Origin of the sequence: Hamadaea sp. NPDC050747, assembly GCF_040654195.1 — a bacterium.
In the GTDB taxonomy this organism is placed as follows: Bacteria; Actinomycetota; Actinomycetes; order Mycobacteriales; family Micromonosporaceae; genus Hamadaea.
In genome coordinates this window covers 384,122-400,986 of the sequence record NZ_JBFAHM010000004.1, presented here as the reverse complement: position 1 = coordinate 400,986, position 16,865 = coordinate 384,122, and the positions used below count along the sequence as shown (strand labels likewise).

Annotated in this window: 11 protein-coding genes; 7 read left to right on the top strand and 4 right to left on the bottom strand. The window is 68.7% G+C overall.

Annotated elements, in window-relative coordinates:
* Window positions 1-89 precede the first annotated feature (89 nt).
* Together AB0H43_RS11275 and AB0H43_RS11270 are read left to right on the top strand one after the other, a co-directional pair.
* Complete coding sequence (locus tag AB0H43_RS11275; RefSeq protein WP_359999136.1) at window positions 90-8,834, top strand: DNRLRE domain-containing protein; 8,745 nt, start codon at window positions 90-92, stop codon at window positions 8,832-8,834.
* On the top strand, window positions 8,810-9,439 hold the full coding sequence (locus AB0H43_RS11270) for a HEAT repeat domain-containing protein (protein ID WP_359999135.1): 630 nt from the start codon (window positions 8,810-8,812) through the stop codon (window positions 9,437-9,439). The genes AB0H43_RS11275 and AB0H43_RS11270 overlap by 25 nt, the downstream gene beginning before the upstream one ends.
* On the opposite strand, the gene AB0H43_RS11265 is transcribed toward AB0H43_RS11270, so the two are convergent.
* Window positions 9,436-9,927, bottom strand: a complete 492-nt coding sequence (locus AB0H43_RS11265; RefSeq protein ID WP_359999134.1) for a hypothetical protein — start codon at window positions 9,925-9,927, stop codon at window positions 9,436-9,438. The genes AB0H43_RS11270 and AB0H43_RS11265 overlap by 4 nt on opposite strands.
* Window positions 9,928-9,999: 72 nt before the next feature.
* On the opposite strand from AB0H43_RS11265, the gene AB0H43_RS11260 reads away from it, so the two are divergent.
* Window positions 10,000-10,470: a molybdenum cofactor biosysynthesis protein gene (locus AB0H43_RS11260; protein WP_359999133.1), complete on the top strand. Its 471-nt coding sequence runs from the start codon at window positions 10,000-10,002 to the stop codon at window positions 10,468-10,470.
* On the opposite strand, the gene AB0H43_RS11255 is transcribed toward AB0H43_RS11260, so the two are convergent.
* Window positions 10,467-11,648, bottom strand: a complete 1,182-nt coding sequence (locus AB0H43_RS11255) for a glycoside hydrolase family 3 N-terminal domain-containing protein (protein ID WP_359999132.1) — start codon at window positions 11,646-11,648, stop codon at window positions 10,467-10,469. The genes AB0H43_RS11260 and AB0H43_RS11255 overlap by 4 nt on opposite strands.
* 449 nt (window positions 11,649-12,097) lie before the next feature.
* Between AB0H43_RS11255 and metG the strand changes: the two genes are divergently transcribed.
* Window positions 12,098-13,546 carry a methionine--tRNA ligase gene (metG, locus tag AB0H43_RS11250; protein ID WP_359999131.1) on the top strand — a complete coding sequence of 483 codons (1,449 nt, stop codon included), beginning with the start codon at window positions 12,098-12,100 and terminating at the stop codon, window positions 13,544-13,546.
* A gap of 10 nt (window positions 13,547-13,556) precedes the next feature.
* Window positions 13,557-14,036, top strand: coding sequence for a hypothetical protein (locus AB0H43_RS11245; RefSeq protein WP_359999130.1), 480 nt, complete (start codon window positions 13,557-13,559; stop codon window positions 14,034-14,036).
* Between the two features lie 92 nt (window positions 14,037-14,128).
* On the opposite strand, the gene AB0H43_RS11240 is transcribed toward AB0H43_RS11245, so the two are convergent.
* Complete coding sequence (locus AB0H43_RS11240; protein ID WP_359999129.1) at window positions 14,129-14,704, bottom strand: TetR/AcrR family transcriptional regulator; 576 nt, start codon at window positions 14,702-14,704, stop codon at window positions 14,129-14,131.
* Window positions 14,705-14,782: 78 nt separating this feature from the next.
* Between AB0H43_RS11240 and AB0H43_RS11235 the strand changes: the two genes are divergently transcribed.
* Complete coding sequence (locus AB0H43_RS11235; RefSeq protein ID WP_359999128.1) at window positions 14,783-15,283, top strand: DUF2218 domain-containing protein; 501 nt, start codon at window positions 14,783-14,785, stop codon at window positions 15,281-15,283.
* A gap of 2 nt (window positions 15,284-15,285) precedes the next feature.
* Here the strand turns inward: AB0H43_RS11235 and AB0H43_RS11230 are convergent, their stop codons facing one another.
* Window positions 15,286-16,173: a LysR family transcriptional regulator ArgP gene (locus AB0H43_RS11230; protein ID WP_359999332.1), complete on the bottom strand. Its 888-nt coding sequence runs from the start codon at window positions 16,171-16,173 to the stop codon at window positions 15,286-15,288.
* A 76-nt stretch (window positions 16,174-16,249) separates the two neighbouring features.
* Here AB0H43_RS11230 and AB0H43_RS11225 point away from each other — a divergent pair, with 76 nt between their 5' ends.
* Window positions 16,250-16,846, top strand: coding sequence for a LysE/ArgO family amino acid transporter (locus AB0H43_RS11225; protein WP_359999127.1), 597 nt, complete (start codon window positions 16,250-16,252; stop codon window positions 16,844-16,846).
* The last annotated feature ends 19 nt before the right edge of the window (window positions 16,847-16,865 follow it).

The window sequence follows — 16,865 nt, the reverse complement described above, 5'->3', positions numbered from 1 at the left end:
TCGGCACGGGGGCCGCACGTCGTCGTCGAATCCCTGGACCGATGGGCCGTTTCGGGTGCTGGGCACCCGGTCCTGGGGAGGATTCGGCCTTGCGAAACCGGAGCCGACGCTGGCTGCTCGCCAGCGCGCTGAGTGTCGTCATGATCATGGGTTCGGGTGTGCCGGCGTTCGCCGCACCGTCGAGCACGCAGCAGGCCGCCGACGATCCAGGCGGTTTCTGGGATCCGATACGCCACCTGTTCGGGGCGAGCAGCGCGCCCCGGCCCAAAGAGCCGCCGAAGTCGGTGGACCTGCGGCTGGACGGGGTGCCGCACGACGACCCCGGATCGAAGGGCAAGGCATGGGCGCCGGCCAAGCGGGTCAAGGAGCTGACCTCGCGGCGTACGCAGAACGCCCGGTTCTATCTGCTGTCGGACGGCCGGATGCAGGCCGAGGTGTCGCAGACTCCGCTGAACTACCGCGACGGTGGTACGTGGAAGCCGATCGACCTGTCCGTCCGGGCGGGTTCGGGCGGGTGGGCGTACCAGAATGTCGCCAACGCCTTCACCTCCCGCTTCGGAGACCGGTCCGACAAGCTGGTGCGGTTCGAGTCCGGCGGCCGGCACATCGAGCTGGGCCTGACCGGGCCGGCCACGGACCTGACGCCGAAGGTCGACGGCTCAACGGTGACCTACCCGGGCGCGGCGGGTGGCGCGGACGTGGTCTACGAGGTGACGCCGACGACGTTGCAGGAGGACTTCGTCCTGGCGAAGGCGCCGGCCGAGCCGTTCGCGGTGACCCTGTCGATCAAGACCGGTGGTCTCGTGGCGCGGCAGGCGGCCGACGGGTCGATCGAGTTCACCGGGCCGGACGGCGGCCGGGTGTTGTTCGTGATGCCCGCGCCGTACATGTTCGACTCGAAGGACGACGCGAAGTCCGACGTCGGCAAGACGATGTCGCGCAACGTGGCCCAGATCCTGACCCAGAACGGTTCGACGGCCGAGATCACGCTCGTGCCGGACGCGGCCTGGCTGGCCGACGCGGCCCGGCAGTACCCGGTGACGATCGACCCCACGATCAAGATCCAGCCGGTGCCGTCGGACGGGCAGGACGTCGAGATCTACTCCGGCACGACCGGCACGAACTACAACAGCACCTACCAGCTCAAGGTCGGCACCGAGTCGACGAACACCTGGCGTTCGCTCGTGCGGTTCCCGCTGACCGGCATCCCGGCCGGGACCCCGATCGACGACGCGCAGTTGCAGTTGTACTACTCGCAGACGCACTGGGACTACTCGTACGACGTGGCGCTCGAAGCGCGGCGCGTGACCAGCGCGTGGGACGAGTCGACGGCGACGTGGGGCACCATCAACACGGCGATGGCGGCGCAGCCCGCCGGGAACGTGGTCGTGGTCGACGACGGTGACGCCGGGACGTCGTTCTCCGGCACGTGGCCGTACTCAACCAACTCGCTGACGGCCAAGGCGATCGGCGCTGACTACCGCTACAACAACGACGCGACGGCGGGGAACACGCACACGTGGACGCCGACGATCACCGAAGCCGGGAACTATCAGGTCGAGGTGCACTTCACTTCGGAGGCTGACCGGTCGACCCTGACTCCATACACGGTGTACTACAACGGCGGGTCGAAGGCGTACACGGTGGACCAGACCGGCGCGGCCGACGGCGTGTGGAAGACCCTCGGGGTGCATCCGTTCGCGGCGGGCACCACCGGCAAGGTCGTGCTCGGCGACGTGGCGAACAAGTCGGTGATCGCCGACGCTGTGCGGTTCACCAAGTGGGGGACCACCACCAAGAAGGCCGGTGTCTCCAGCGTCTGGAACAGCTTCCCGGTCCGCAACGTGGTGCAGGACTGGGTCAACGGTGTCCAGCCCAACTACGGCTTCATGATCAAGGCCGTCGACGAGCAGGACAAGGGCCGCGGCGGACCCGTTTACGAGGCGTCGGAGTACGCGTACGACAACAACCGGCGCGATTACAACCTGCCGAAGCTGGTGGTGACCTTCGGCCGGCCCGGCGTCTCCGTGGACGCCCCGACGACGATCGCCTCGACGGGTGCCGCCCTGACCTGGCCGGCCTACGTGGATCCGACCGGTTCGGCGTCCACCGCGGACGACATCGTCGAATACCAGGTGCACCGCAGCGTCTACCAGACCTTCGTGCCGTCGGCGGCCACCCTGGTCGCGCCGGTCGCCAAGAACGCGCTGGCCTACCAGGACACCACCGCCGTGCCGACGCCCACGGATGAGACTGATCCGCTGAAGCGGCATTTCTACTACTACATGATCGCGGTCAAGACCGCCGACGGGCAGGTCATCGCCGGGCCGACCCAGGGCGCGCTCCTGCCCAAGGCGGGCCGCATCACCAAGGTGTTCCGGGAGACGACGGCCAACCAGGTGCCGGACACGACGCTGTCCGCGGCGCAGCCCACGGCCAACGTCAACGTCTACGGCGGAGACCCCTACGTGTCGCCCGGCAACAACTCCAGCGCCTACGGCGACACTCGCGGCCTGGTGAAGTTCGCCAATCTGACCGGCGTGCCGGCGAACGCGAACGTGGTCGACGCCCAGTTGGAGATGTGGAACACCGGCCTGTACCCGGGCAACGTGACCGACGGCAAGGTCGACGTGCATCGGCTCACCCGGGCCTTCGACGAGACCACCGCCACCTGGAACAGCGCCGCTTCCGGCACCGCGTGGACCACACCCGGCGGCGACTACGACCCGACCGCCGAGTCCTACTTCGACGGGTTCACCAACGACCCCGAGTGGGAGTCGTGGACGGTGACGAACACCGTCAAGAACTGGCTGACCAGCCCGGCCTCGAACTACGGGTTCCTGCTGAAGATGCGGGACGAGGTGGCGTCGACCCAGCGGGCGATGCTGCTGTCCAGCGAGGGCGCCGAGCCGATGCTGCGCCCCACCCTGCGGGTCACCTACCTGGAGCCGACGCCCGAGTCCACCTACTACGCCCCGGGCACCGCCGGGCTGATGGCTCCCGACAGCACCTATCCGGTGACCGTCTCGGTGTCCAACCCCACGGGCACGGCGTGGACCACCGCGACCTGGGAGCTGTCCTACCACTGGAGCCTGCCGGACGGCACCGACGTCACCACCAGCGGCAACCAGGTCGCGACCGCGCTGCCACGGGACATCGCCGCCGGCACGACCGCCGACGTCGCCGCCACCGTCAAGACACCCGTGTCCTCGGACCCGGCCAACAAACGCACCGACTACGTGCTGCGCTGGGAGTTGCACAACAAGACCACCGGCCAATGGCTGTCGGCCGGCAGCGGCATCGCCTCGCTGGACCAGAAGGTCGCCGTCGAGGAACCGACCTCCGACGAGCTGGGCCTGGAGAGCTTCTACAGCTACGACGGCGTCGACACCGGCGCGGGGTCGGCGCTGATGAACAACCTCCACGCGGGCAACACTGTCTGGACCTACGACGCCCTGAGCAACCCTTCCCGCGGCATCGCCACCGTCCTGCGGCTGGCGTACAACTCGCAGGACACCACCGACACGGTCACCGGGTACGGCTGGTCGCTGCAAGCGTCGTCGCCGCTGCGCCTCGGCTCGGCCCTGGACTTCCATCCGAACCCGAACCCGACGACGGTCAAACTCACCGACGGCGACGGGACCACACACACCTTCACCTGGAACGCCACCGCCAACGAGTGGACCTCGCCGAAGGGCGTGCACCTGTTCCTGCAGCAACTCGTGTCCTGCAAGGCGCAGACCGAGGCAGACCGCGCCTGGACGATGACCCGGCCCGACCGCACGGTCTTCTACTACGACTGCGACGGATACCTGTCGTCGATTGAGGACAAGAACGGCAACCTCATGACGTTCACCTACGAGGTCCGCCGCTCACAGAACAAGCCGACCAAGTTCCTGAAGTACATCACCGACGCCGCCGGACGCCAGACGCTCACCCTGACCTACTGGGCCAAGGGCGACACGTACGACTACGTCAACGACACCACCTGGGCCAAGGTCACCGGGCAGGGCAATCTGACCAACCCGAAGATCATCGACCACGTCCGGTCCATCGTGGACATCTCCGGCCGAACGCTGACCTTCACCTACACCGACAAGGGCCTGCTCGGCGAGCTGATCGACGGCGCCGGATGGACCCAGCCGAAGGTGTTCGGCTTCCAGTACGACATGACGCAGGGCAACAAGAACGTCAAGCTCGTGAAGGTCGTCGACCCGCGTGGCCACGGTACTGCGCTGAGGTACTACGACCTGCCAGACGACGACCCGAAGTTCCACTGGGCCACCAAGGACTACACCGACCGGCTCGGCAACCCGATCGCCTTCGCCTACAGCGATCCCGACGGGCCGACCGGCGACACCATCACCACCGTGGTGGTCGACGCCGAGAACCACCCGGCCACCTTCCGCACCGACGGATACGGCCGGACGTTCCAGACCACCAACGCCAAGAACCAGACGACCAAACTCGGCTGGGACGGCGACCACAACGTCATCCGCCTCGAAGAGGCCGACGGCGCGGTGTCGACCTCGGCGTACGACCCGAAGACCGGCTATCCGACCGAGTCGAAGACGGCGGAACAGGTCAAGAACGGCTGGCCCGGCACCACGTACGCGTACCAGACGGGGTTGACCGGGCACTGGGCCGACCTGATCGCCAAGCAGTCCTCCGAAGGCCGGCGCTGGACGTTCGGCTACGACCTGGAGGGCAACCTCACCAGCGCCACCGATCCCGCCGGCACGAGCACCCCGGCCGACGGCGACTACACCACCACCTACGCCTACGACACCTACGGTCAGCTGACGAAGATCACCGACGCCAACGGTCACAGCACCTCGTTCGGCTCCTACGACCCCACGGGCCTGCCGAAGACGAGCACCGACGCGCTGACGCGGACCAGCACCAAGGCGTACGACGAGCGCGGCAACGTCGTGTCGGTGACCGACGCCAAGGGCAAGACCAGCACGTTCGGCTTCGACCTGATGAACCGGCCGCTGACGGCGCGGGTGCCGAAGAACGCGGCGACCGGCGACTTCCTGGTCAAACCGGCTCCGGTGTACGACGCCAACGACAACATCCTCGAATCCACCGCCGCCAACGGCGCCAAGACGACCGCCACCTACGACTCCGGCGACCGGACGACGGCCACCTTCGCGCCGAAGGACACCACCGGCGGGCCGGAGCGCAAGACCAGCTACGGCTACGACAAGGTCGGCAACGTCCTCACGGTGACCGAGCCGAACGGCAACCTCACCGCCGACGCCGACGATTTCGTGACGCGGTACGCGTACGACGAGATCTACCAGAACACCTCGATCACCGACGCCCGCAACGGTGTCATCAGCTACACCTTCGACAGCGTCGGCAACATCACCAAGGTGGTCGACCAGCTGAAGAACGCCACCGCGGACCCGGACGACTTCACCACGAAGGTCACCTACGACAGCGATCGTCAGGTCCGCACCTCGACCGACGCGGCCGGATTCACCTCGAGCGTCGGCTACGACCGCGACGGGCTGATGGTCACGACCACCGACGAGGAGAACAACCAGACCTTCCTGACCTACGACGCGCGTGGACTGCTGGCCGAAGCCAAGGAGCCGTACGACACGGTCGGGGGCGTCGTCGCGTACCACCTCACGCGCTACGAGTACGACCAGGTCGGCAACCGCACCAAGGTGGTCAGCCCGCGCGGCGTCGCCACCACCGACGACCCGGACGACTTCGCCCAGGTCGCGGTGTACGACGAACTCAACCGGATCAAGGAGCAGGTCCTTCCGTACGACAAGGACGACGCGTACTACACCGTCGGGGAGAAGGTCCAGTACACCTACGACGAGGTGGGCAACCTGACCAAGGTCTCCCAGCCGACCTCGGGCAAGGTCCCGGGAGCGGCAGGTCCTCGGGTCGACACCGGATACACCTACCTCGACAACGGCTGGATCGCGTCGACGACCGATCCGTTCGGCATCTCGACGACGTTCGACTACAACCCCCTGGGTCAGCAGACCCGCCGGACCGTCACCGGCGCCGACGGCGGCCTCACCCACACGATGACGATGTCGTACTACCCCGACGGGAAACTGCAGAACCGGGCCGACGAAGGCGTACCGGTCGGCAGCGACGTGTCGCTGTGGGACAACACCGACGAGCACTACGTCACCACCGTCGGCGACTGGACGACGAGCACGCAGGGCACCGGCTACGTCGGCACCGACTACGCCACCCACGCGCCCGGCACAGGCGCGAACAAGTTCACCTGGGTGCCGCCGAACCGCCATGCGAACGACGACTACGAGGTGTTCGTGCGCTATCCGGCGGTCGCCGGAGCGGCCACCGACGCCAAGTACACGCTGTTCGGCCAGACCAAGGTCGTCGACCAGACCCAGCATGCCGGCGAGTGGGTCAGCCTCGGCACCTATCCGATGGTGATCCTGACCAACACCGATCAGGTCACCCTCTCGGACGCCGCCAACGGCATCGTCGTGGCCGACGCCATCAAGTTCGTCCGCGACACCACCGGAGTGATCGACAACGAGCGTCAGTCGTACACCTACACATACGACGCCAACGGCAACCTCACCACGCTGAGCGACGGGAGCACCGGCTCCCAGATCGATCGCTACACGATGACCTACACCGGGCTCAACCAACTGGCCGGGATGAGCGAGCTCGACTCCGGTGCGGTGCAGCACACCTCCACCTACGACTACGACGCCAACGGCAACGTGACCAAGCGGACCTTCGACTCGCTCATCGACGAGTTCGTGTACGACGCCCGGGATCTCGTCACGACGGCGAAGAACCTGACCCAGGCCGGTGATCCGAACCCGCGGATCAGCTCGTACACCTACACGCCACGCGGCCAGCTCGCCCATCAGACCAAGCCGCTCGGCGGCAACGTCGACTTCACTTACTACGCCGACGGTCGCCTGCGCCACCTCGCCGAAAACACCGGTACGCCTGGGCGCCTGATCGCCGAACACACCCTCAAGTACGACCTCAACGGCAATCCGGCCGAAGACGTCGCCAGGCTGATGAACGCCGACAACACTGCGGCGTACCTGGACCGGACCCTGACCTACCAGTACGACCCGCGGGACCGGATCACCCAGGTCGCCAAGGGCACCGACCGGGCCGAGAAGTACGTCTACGACGCGAACAGCAACATCCTCACCGAGGAGTTCACCGAGCCCGGCGGAAAGAAGAGCACCACCGCCAACTTCTACGACCGCAACCGGTTGACCAAGACCATCGGCGGGTCGCCGAACGACGACGGCACCACCACCACGACCTCGTCCTTCTACTACTACGACCCGTTCGGCCGGACCGAGCAGATCCGATCCACCTCGATCGTCACCGGCGGCGATCCAGTCGACCCGTCCAACAGCTTCAGCGGATACTGCTACGACGGGTTCGACCGCAAGATCCGGAACGAGGTCTCCTACTTCCGGTACCAGTCCATCACCGACTACGCGTACGACACCCTGAACCGCACGATCTCCACGAGCCGGAAGATCTACGGCGCGAGCGACACCGGCGCGCAGCTGGAAGGACAGGCCGACACCGCCATCCGGTACATGGGCGCCAGCGACCTGGTGCTGTCGGAGGAACGGACCGCCGGTGTCGGCACGAGCACCACAAGCACCACCGCCTATCGGTACGGCGCCGGCAGCGAGCGGATCTCGCAGACCGTCACCGCGAACGACGGCGGACCCACGGGCGAGTTCAACTACGTGCACAACGCCCGCGGCGACGTCGAAGCGATCACCGACACCAGCGGCAACACCCGGGCCACCTACGGCTACACCGCGTACGGCCAGGACGACGCCCCGATGTTCACCGGCGTCGACAAGCCGGACTCCGCCGACCTGCTCCGCGTCAAGCGGCCGGTGAACCTCTACCGGTTCAACGCGCAACGATGGGACCAGGCCAGCGGCACCTACGACATGGGATTCCGCGACTACTCGCCGACCGCGTCGCGGTTCCTCACGCCCGACTTCTACACCGGCGCCCTGGCCGACTTCCAGCTCGGCATGGGAGCGGGCACCGCCAACCGGTACCTGTTCGCCTCAGGCAACCCCGTCGGGAACTTCGAAGTCGACGGGCACTTCTCCATCCCGAACTGGCTCAAGCAGATCGGCGGGTTCTTCAAGGGCATCGGCGAACAGGCCTGGGCGACCGTCACCGGGCTGTGGGACTTCGGCGCCGCGGTGGTCGGCTGCTTCCCCTGCGGCGAGCAGATCAGCGAGCTGTGGAACTACGCCGGCGACAACCCGGGCGAATTCTGGGGCGGCGTCTGGCACAGCATCTGGGACCCGATCGCCGACGACTGGAACCGGGGCAACTACGGCGAAGCCATCGGACGCGCGGTGTTCTCCGTCGCCGAGCTGGTCTTCGGCGGTAAGGGCATCGCCAAGATCAAGAACGTCATCCGGGCGCGTCAGGCCGCCAAGGCCGCCGAAGCGGCGGTGCTCGCCAAGCGAGCCGCACGGATCGCACAACTGCGGATCAACCGGATCGTCGGCGCCGAGGCCGAGAAGGCACTGGGCATCCCGGCCAGAGGCAAGAAGGCGGTCAGATCCTTCTCGGGCGAAGCGGCCCGCCGCTTCCCGGACTACAACGCCAAACGGCGAACGGTGGTCGAGGTCAAGGCCGAGGACACCGTCGACTTCACTGGTCAGACGCTCGACTTGATACTGTACGGCGAATCGGTGGGCAAGGTCCCGGTGTACATCGTGCGCCAGGACGCGATCATCACGACCTCGATGCGCGCGGCTCAGGAGCTGCGGCTCATAAGGATCTACAAATGGCTACCGCCCTTGCACATGTGACGCGGCAGATGACCGAAGACCTTGCGGCCGCCGGGGTGCGGGTGAAGCACCCCGGCGACCTCACCACCCTCGAGGATCTGCCCGAAGCCGCCGTCCCGGTCCTCATCCGCTGGATCGAGGAGATCGGGACGGCGGACCTGCCAGACCGCGACCGGTGGTACCTGTGGGACACCGTCGCCCGGGCGCTCAGCGTCCGGGCGGCCCGGCCCGACGCCGGACCGGCACTGGTACGCCTCTTCCGTGATCCGCGGCTGCCGGAGGGGTACAAGTGGACGGTCGGCAACGCGCTGGACCAGGTGGCCGACGCCGCACTGCTCGACGAGATGATCGAGCTGGCCACCGATCGCAGCCATCGGGGCGCCCGGCAGATGGTCGTGCAGGCCCTGGGCCGGATCGGCAAGGGGCCGCGCCGGGAAGAGGTCATCGACGTGCTGATCGGCGAACTGGACGACGACGACGTCGTGGCCTTCGCGATCACCGCCCTGATGAAGCTCAAGGCCACCCGGGCGGTCGAGCAGATCAGCCGGCACGTGGACAGCCCGGTTCCGGTCGCGAAGAAGGCAGCCCGGATCGCGGTCGCCAAGCTCGGGGGATCCGGAGCCTAAAGGTAGAGGTGCAAGCCCTCCTTCAACTGCTTGGGCGTGTAGGTCAGGGTGCCCCGCTGGCCGAGCGTCAGACCATAGAACTTCTGCGCCTTCGGGACGTGCTCGATGGTGAACGGGAAGACGCAGTCGGAGCCCTTCGAGATGCCCTCGCCCAGCGTGCCGACCGCGACCACGGTCCCCTCGGCGTCGCTGACGACGATCTGGGTGCCCGGGGTGATGTCGCCGTACATCTCGTTGCCTGAGCAGACCGCGCCGTCCTTCGTGCCGCTGTCGGCCAGGGTCAGATCGCCGGTGACGGTGAAGTCGTCGTGGCGCATCTTCCACACGACGGCGCCCGCCGTGGCGGTCCCGGCACAGCAGAGGAACAGCACGGCCGCGACTCCGATCGCCACCCAGATCGGCCACGTACGCCGGGCCGGCCGGTTCGCGGTGTCCGGTGCGACCGGGTCTTCGCCCAGCTCAGCCGGGGTGAGCGGGTTCTCGCCCATGGTCCCACCGTAGCGGTCGGAGGTTGACGTGCGCGGATACTCGGCAAACCCGGGGCCGCGTACCATGCGCTTATGCCGGAGATCGTGCAGTTGCTCGCCTCACCGGTCCATCGTTTCGAGGGACGGCCGCAGGACGGGCCCGCGCCCGCTCCGCCGGGCGAACTGGTCGCCGAAGTACGCCTCCGCGCGGGCCTGGGCATCGTCGGCGACCGCTATTTCGGACATCAGGCGCACAAGGACGCCGCCGTGACGGTGATCGCGCAGGACTCGCTGCCGCCCGGCGCCGACCTCACCCACGTACGCCGCAACGTCCTGCTGGCCGGGGTTCCGGTGGACGACCTCGTCGGCTCGATCCTGATCCTGGACTGCGGCGACGGCCCGGTACGCCTCCAGGCGAACCGCCCGGCAAACCCGTGCGCCTGGATGGACGCCACGATCGGGCCGGGCGCCCGGGACCGGTTGCGCAACAGGGGCGGCATCCGGTGTACGCCGCTGACCGACGGCGTACTGCGGGTCGGGCCGGTCCTCGTCGAGATCGTCTAGGGACGTAGCGTGTCGACCCGGGCCACCGCCGCGTCGATCTGCGCCATCGTCAGATCACCGCGCTTGACCCGGTCCACCGCCACATCGAGGATCTTCGTGACGATCTTCGGATCGTAGACCTGCTGGTTGGCGTACACGAGGAGGTCGACACCGGCCTGGACGGCGAGGGTGAACGCCTCGGCGGTGCCGTACTTGGCGGTGATGCCCTTGGCCTGCATGTCGTCGCTGACGACCGGTCCGGTCCAGCCCAGCTCGCCGCGCAACAGGTCGTCGACCACCTTGCGGGACAAGGACATCGGCTTGTCCGGGTCGAGGTGCCGGTTGAGCAGGTGGGCGACGAGGACCGAGTCGGTGGTGCCGGCGGCGATGAGCCGCTGGAACGGAATGAGGTCGCTGCGTTTCCAGGTGCCGGTCACGTCGACCACGTCGAAATCGGTGTTACCGGTCGCGCTGCCGAAACCGGGAAAGTGCTTGATCGAGGTCTTGATCCGGTTCGCGCGATGCACCTTGATCTCCTCGGTCGCGTTGCCGACCACGACGTTCGGGTCAGCCGAGAAGCTGCGGCCGAGTTTGGCGATCGCGGGGTTGTCCGGGTTCGTGGCCAGGTCGACGACCGGCGCATAGTTCATCGTCACGCCGACCGACGTCATGCTGCGTACCAGTCCTTCGGCCCAGGATGTGGTGTGCGCGGCCTGGTTGACCGCGCCGACCTGGGCCTGAGACTGGCTGGCCGGGAAGCCGTTGCCGGGGTTGAGGCGGGAGATGCGCCCGCCCTCCTGGTCGATCGAGACGATGAGCGGGCCGGGCGCGGCCTCGCGCAGCGTCGTGACGAGCTGCGTGACCTGCGCGGGCGAGGTGATGTTCCGGGGCCGGCCGGTCAGCTGATCGGTGTCGAACAGGATGATGCCGCCGATGTGCTGGTCCCGGACGGCCTTCACGATCCAGTCGTCGGCGGTGACTGTCTGCCCGCGGAACCCGACGACCAGCAGGCTGGCGACCTTACGCCGCAGCGCGGCCTCGTCGAGCCCGGTCGTGGTCGGCGCGGGGCTCGTCGGGCCGGCCGAGGTAGGCGTGGACGAAGCGGCGCCCGTCGGCTCGTTTTTCGAGCCGCACGCGGTGACGCCGGCGGTCAGGCTCAGGCCCGCCGCGGTCAGCAGGTGACGGCGGCTCAGTCCCATCAGGTCAACGTAGCCCAGCCGCGTGCAGCGCGGGACCGGTTCAGCCCCGGCGTTCTCGGCGCGTTGTAGCGACCGTCCCGGCGCGTTATCCGGGATAACGCCCCCTTCAAGCGCGGGTATAGCCGCGATATCCGGGATAACGTGCGCCGGGACGTGCGCCGGGACGTACGCCGGGACGTGCCCCGGGACGTGCGCCGGGACGTGCCCCGGGACGTGCCCCGGGACGTGCGCCGGGACGTGCGCCCCCGATGTGCGAGCCGCCGGTGCCGGGAAATCCGGGTGACGGCTGCCCGCGCGGCGTGCCACGATGCCGCCATGCGAGCAGCGCCGACCGGAGCAATGATGCGCCCCTTCCCGGGGCCATTCGTCGTGCGCTGAGACTTCCGACGACATACCCCGCGGCGGCGGGGCATCTCGGCGTACGCGGGCCAGGCTGGAAAGGACCCGCCATGGGACGCCGTTACGTCACCACCGCCATTCCCTATGTCAACGCCGAACCGCATCTCGGGTACGCCCTCGAACTCGTGCAGGCCGACGTCCTGGCCCGGCATGCGCGCCGGATCGGGCACGAGGCACGGCTGCTGACCGGCACCGACGACAACGCGCTGAAGAACGTGGTGGCCGCCCGAGCCGCCGGCGTCGACACGCGTACCTTCGTCGACGGCAACGCCGCCCGGTTCGCCGCGCTGGCCGAACCGCTGCAGGTGGCGTGCGACGACTTCGTGCGTACCAGTGCCGACCAGCGGCACGCCGACGGCGTCGCGCGGCTGTGGGAGGCGTGCGCGGCCCGGGGCGACTTCTATCGCCGCGCGTACTCGGGTCTCTACTGTGGAGGCTGCGAGCAGTTCTACGCTCCGGTCGACCTGGTGGACGGCGTCTGCCCGGAACACGGTGTACCGCCGGAGCCGGTGACGGAGTCGAACTGGTTCTTCCGCCTGTCCCGCTATCAGGACGAGGTGCTCGCGGCGGTCGAGTCGGGCCGCGTACGCGTCGAGCCCGCGGCGCGGCGCAACGAGGTGCTGGCCTTTCTGCGCGGTGGCCTGTCGGACATCAGTGTTTCGCGTCCCGCCGCACGTTCGGGTGGCTGGGGCATCCCGGTGCCCGGCGATCCCAGCCAGACCGTCTACGTCTGGTGGGACGCGCTCGGCAACTATGTCACCGCGCTCGGCTACGACTCACCGCGCTACCACCAGTGGTGGACCGAGTCGGACGAGCGCATCCACGTGATCGGCAAGGGCATCGTGCGGTTCCACGCCGTCTACTGGCCGGCCCTGCTCCTGTCGGCCGGTCAGCCGTTGCCGACCACTATCCTCGTCCATGACTACCTCACCCTGAACGGCGCGAAGATCAGCAAGAGCGCGGGCGCCACCGTCGACCCGGTGCGGCTGATCCAGCGCTACGGCGCCGACGCCGTCCGCTGGTGGCTGCTGCGCGACGTCGCCCGGCTCGGCGACACCGACTTCACCACCACCCGGCTGGTCGACCGGGCTGACCGCGATCTCGCCAACGGTTTCGGCAACCTCGTCCATCGCACGACCACCCTGGTACGCAAGCACTTCGGCGCCACGCCACCGGCAGCGGCCGGCGGGCCGTTGACCGCAGCGCTCGGCGTACTGCCGGAACACATCGGCCGGGCGCTCGGCGACGGTGACTTCCGGACGGCCACTCGGGCCCTCTGCTCCGCCGTCGAGCAGGCCAACCAGCACATCGACGCGACCCGGCCGTGGCAACTCGGTGACCGGGACTCGGCGGCCAAGACCGCGGTGCTGGACGACCTGCTGGCGGCCTGCCGGCTCATCGCCGGGGAACTCACGCCGTTCCTGCCCGAGGGGGCTGCCCGCCTGCTGGCCCAATGCGAAGGACGGACGGCCGTACCGGCGTTTCCCCGGATCGGATAGGTTCAGCGCCATGTCTCTCGCCGCCTCGTCCCTCGAAGCCGTGGATCTGGGGTTCTACTCCAACTTCGCGAAGTTCGACGACATCTTCGTCCTGGTGCTGACGTTCGTCGGGGCCATCGCGGTCCTGCTCCGCGTCCGCAAGAACGGTCTGCTCTCGACTCTGGCGGCCGTGCTCGGCCTGGCCTGTTTCGGTCTGGCCACACTGTACTGGCTGCTGCAGGACTTCGACGTCGTCACCGAGACGAACGAGTACATCTGGGCGGCCAGCCGGATCGTGTTCGACCTCGGCATCATTCTGCTGATCGCCGCGCTGGTGCTGCCGCGGGTCGGCGCGACCGGGCCGAAGCCGCCGGTCGCACCGCCGGCCGCCGGGTGGCCGGGTCAGCCCGTCCCGCCGCAGGCCCAACCGCCGGCCTACGGGGCGTACGCGCCGCCGCCCGCGCCGACGTCCCCGCCGGCCGGCTGGCCGCAGACCCCGCCCCAGCGGTGAAGGCCCATCGCGAAGCCCCGTAGTGAAGCCCCGTAGTGAAGCCTTGGCAAGGAAATCTCAGGAGTAAGGCCTCCGCAGGAAGGCCTCAATGGTCAGGAATCCTTGAGTCCCGCCGCCGTCACCTTGACGAGCCGGTCGACGGCGGCGCGGCTGGGCAGCGCGACCGCGGCGTTCAACGCCGCCAGGCAGTACGCCGCCAGCTCGTCGGCGCTCACATCGGACCGCAGCTGCCCGGCACGCGCGCCTTCCGTGATCAGGTCGCGGACGAATCCCCGCAACGTCTGGTGGGCCTGGTCGGCGTGGCGGGTCTCGTGCAGGGCCAACGCCGCGTCGCTGTCGTGGTGCGCGTGCGACGCGTGCCGGAGCTGGGCGTATGCCCGCAGGACCGCCTGCAGGCGGTCTGCCGCGGGCACGGCCGGATCGGCCGCCGCGCGTACCTGTTCCAGATGACGGGTGAGCTGCCGTTCGTGCCAGGCGGCGACGACCGCTTGGGCGTCGGGGAAGTATTTGTACAGCGTCGCCCGGCCGATCCCGGCCCGGTCGGCGATCTGCGACATCGTCAGCCCGACGAGCCCGTGTTCGGCGACCAGCGTCGCGGTGGCGTCGAGGATCGCGTCTCGCAGCGCCGTCCGGTGCGCGTCGATCGTCTCCGTCCACAACTTGGGCACCCTCGGAGGTTACACCATGCCTCCACTCCGACACTTCGTTGTTGACGTAGACACTGTGTCTCGATAAAACTGGACGGCATGCCGACCGACATCGCGCGGATCGAGACCGACCGCGCCGAACGTTTCCTCAAGCAGTTCTGCGACCATGCCCGAGCGATGGGCGTGCGCGCCGAGCGCGAGCAGTCCCAGGGCGTCGTCGCCTTTCCCGACGGCCGCTGCACGCTGACCGCCGAGGCCACTGCGCTCCTCGTGCAGATCGAGGCCACCGACGATCAGGCGCTGCGCCGCATCCGCGACATCGTCACGCGCGATTTCCAGCGGTTCGGCGGCCGCACCCCGCTCGCCGTCGCGTGGTCCCACCGGCCGCGGTCCCGCTGGGTCGCGCCGGTCGTCGCGGTCGGCGTGCTGATCGCGATCGCCGTCCACGCCGGTCTCGCCGGGGCGGCGTTGCGTCGTGGGTGGACAGTCCCACTGCTCGTCGCTGTGCTCGCGGCCGTGGCGGTCAAGCTCGTGGCACTGCTGGTGGTACGCCGAAAGACCGGCCATTTCGGTCATCACCGTCCGACCGCGCACGGCTGACGTCAGCGCAACGCGGTCGCGGCGGCGTCGCGTACGGCGGTCGTCAGCGTGGCCAACGCCGCCGACTCCAACCGCCAGTGCTGCCAGTACAGCGGCACGTCCAGCGGCCGGCCGGGCAGCCGGAGCACCCGTTTCGCGGCGATCTCGGTGGTCGCCAGGTGCTCCGGCATCAACGCCCAGCCCAGTCCCAGCCCGATCGCCCGGTTGAACGCGTCCGCCGACGGCACGTAGTGGATCGGCGGGTCCAACGCTCGCCGTGTCACCGTACGCAGAAACCGGTGCTGCAGCTGATCCTTCCGGTTGAGCAGCAGCATCGGGGCGTACGCGAACTCGTCGGCCGTGCCGCCGGCGGGAAACCACCGCTCGCGTACGCCGGGCGCGACGACCGGCAGGTACCGCATCGTGCCCAGGCGCTGGACGCGGCAGCCCTGCACGGGCACGTTCTGCGTCGTGACGGCCGCCATCACGGTGCCGCTGCGCAGCAGCTCGGCGGTGTAGTCCTCGTCGTCCTGATGTACGTCGAACAGCAACCGCGCGGTCGCCGGGACCGCCGCCAACGCCGGCAGGAACCAGGTCGCCAGCGAGTCGGCGTTGACCACGATCGGCAGCCGCGTCCACGACTCATCCCCGTCGCCGGCGCCGCCCCGCGCTGAGTCGAGCGCCTCGCGCTCCAGCAACGCGACCTGCCCGGCCAGCCGTAGCAGCGGCTCGCCCGCCGCCGTGGCCAGGCACGGCTTGGCCCGCCGCACCAATACTTGCCCGGCGGTCTGCTCCAACGCCTTGATCCGCTGGCTCACCGCCGAGGGCGTGATGTTCAGCGCGCGGGCCGCCGCCTCGAAGCTGCCCTCGCGGATCACCGCGGCGAAGGTCTGCAGTTGGGCGGAGTCCAAGGTCACCTAAGCAATGCTAATCGACCCTAAGAATCATTAGTTGGACTACGTCAGTGGACGTTCCTACCGTTGCACTGTGCTCAGCTCACTGTTCGCCGGATTCGGCGCCTCCCTCGGCCTGATCGTCGCCATCGGCAGCCAGAACGCCTTCGTGCTGCGCCAAGGGCTCCGCCGCGAACACGTCCTGCCGGTCGTCGCGCTCTGTGCGGTCTCCGACGCGTTGCTCATCACGGCGGGCGTCGCGGGCCTGGGCACCGTCGTCGCCGACCGGCCCGTCGTGCTCGAGGTCATCCGGTGGTCCGGCGCCGCGTTCCTGCTCGCCTATGCGACCTTGGCGGTACGCCGAATGCTGCGACCCGGGCTCCTCGAAGCGGCGACGGGCGCCGGAGCGGGACTGCGTGCCACCCTGCTGACCTGCCTGGCGTTCACGTACCTCAACCCGCACGTCTACCTGGACACGGTGTTGCTCCTGGGCGGACTGGCCAGCCAGGAGCAACACCGATGGTGGTTCGCCGCCGGAGCCGCGCTCGCCAGCGCGGTCTGGTTCGCCGGACTCGGCGGCGCCGCCCGGCGGCTCGCCCCGCGCCTGGCCCGCCCGGCGACCTGGCGGCTGCTGGACGGTTTGGTCGCCGCGACGATGACCGTCGTCGGGCTGCGGCTGGTCCTCGCCTGAGGACCAGCCGCCGGACCCG

Coding starts and splice junctions, on each gene's coding strand:
- AB0H43_RS11260 (WP_359999133.1), top strand. CDS start 10,000: ATGCCGGAGATCGTGCAGTTGCTCGCCTCACCGGTCCATCGTTTCGAG.
- AB0H43_RS11255 (WP_359999132.1), bottom strand. CDS start 11,648: ATGGGACTGAGCCGCCGTCACCTGCTGACCGCGGCGGGCCTGAGCCTG.
- AB0H43_RS11235 (WP_359999128.1), top strand. CDS start 14,783: ATGCCGACCGACATCGCGCGGATCGAGACCGACCGCGCCGAACGTTTC.
- AB0H43_RS11245 (WP_359999130.1), top strand. CDS start 13,557: ATGTCTCTCGCCGCCTCGTCCCTCGAAGCCGTGGATCTGGGGTTCTAC.
- AB0H43_RS11265 (WP_359999134.1), bottom strand. CDS start 9,927: ATGGGCGAGAACCCGCTCACCCCGGCTGAGCTGGGCGAAGACCCGGTC.
- AB0H43_RS11270 (WP_359999135.1), top strand. CDS start 8,810: ATGGCTACCGCCCTTGCACATGTGACGCGGCAGATGACCGAAGACCTT.
- metG (WP_359999131.1), top strand. CDS start 12,098: ATGGGACGCCGTTACGTCACCACCGCCATTCCCTATGTCAACGCCGAA.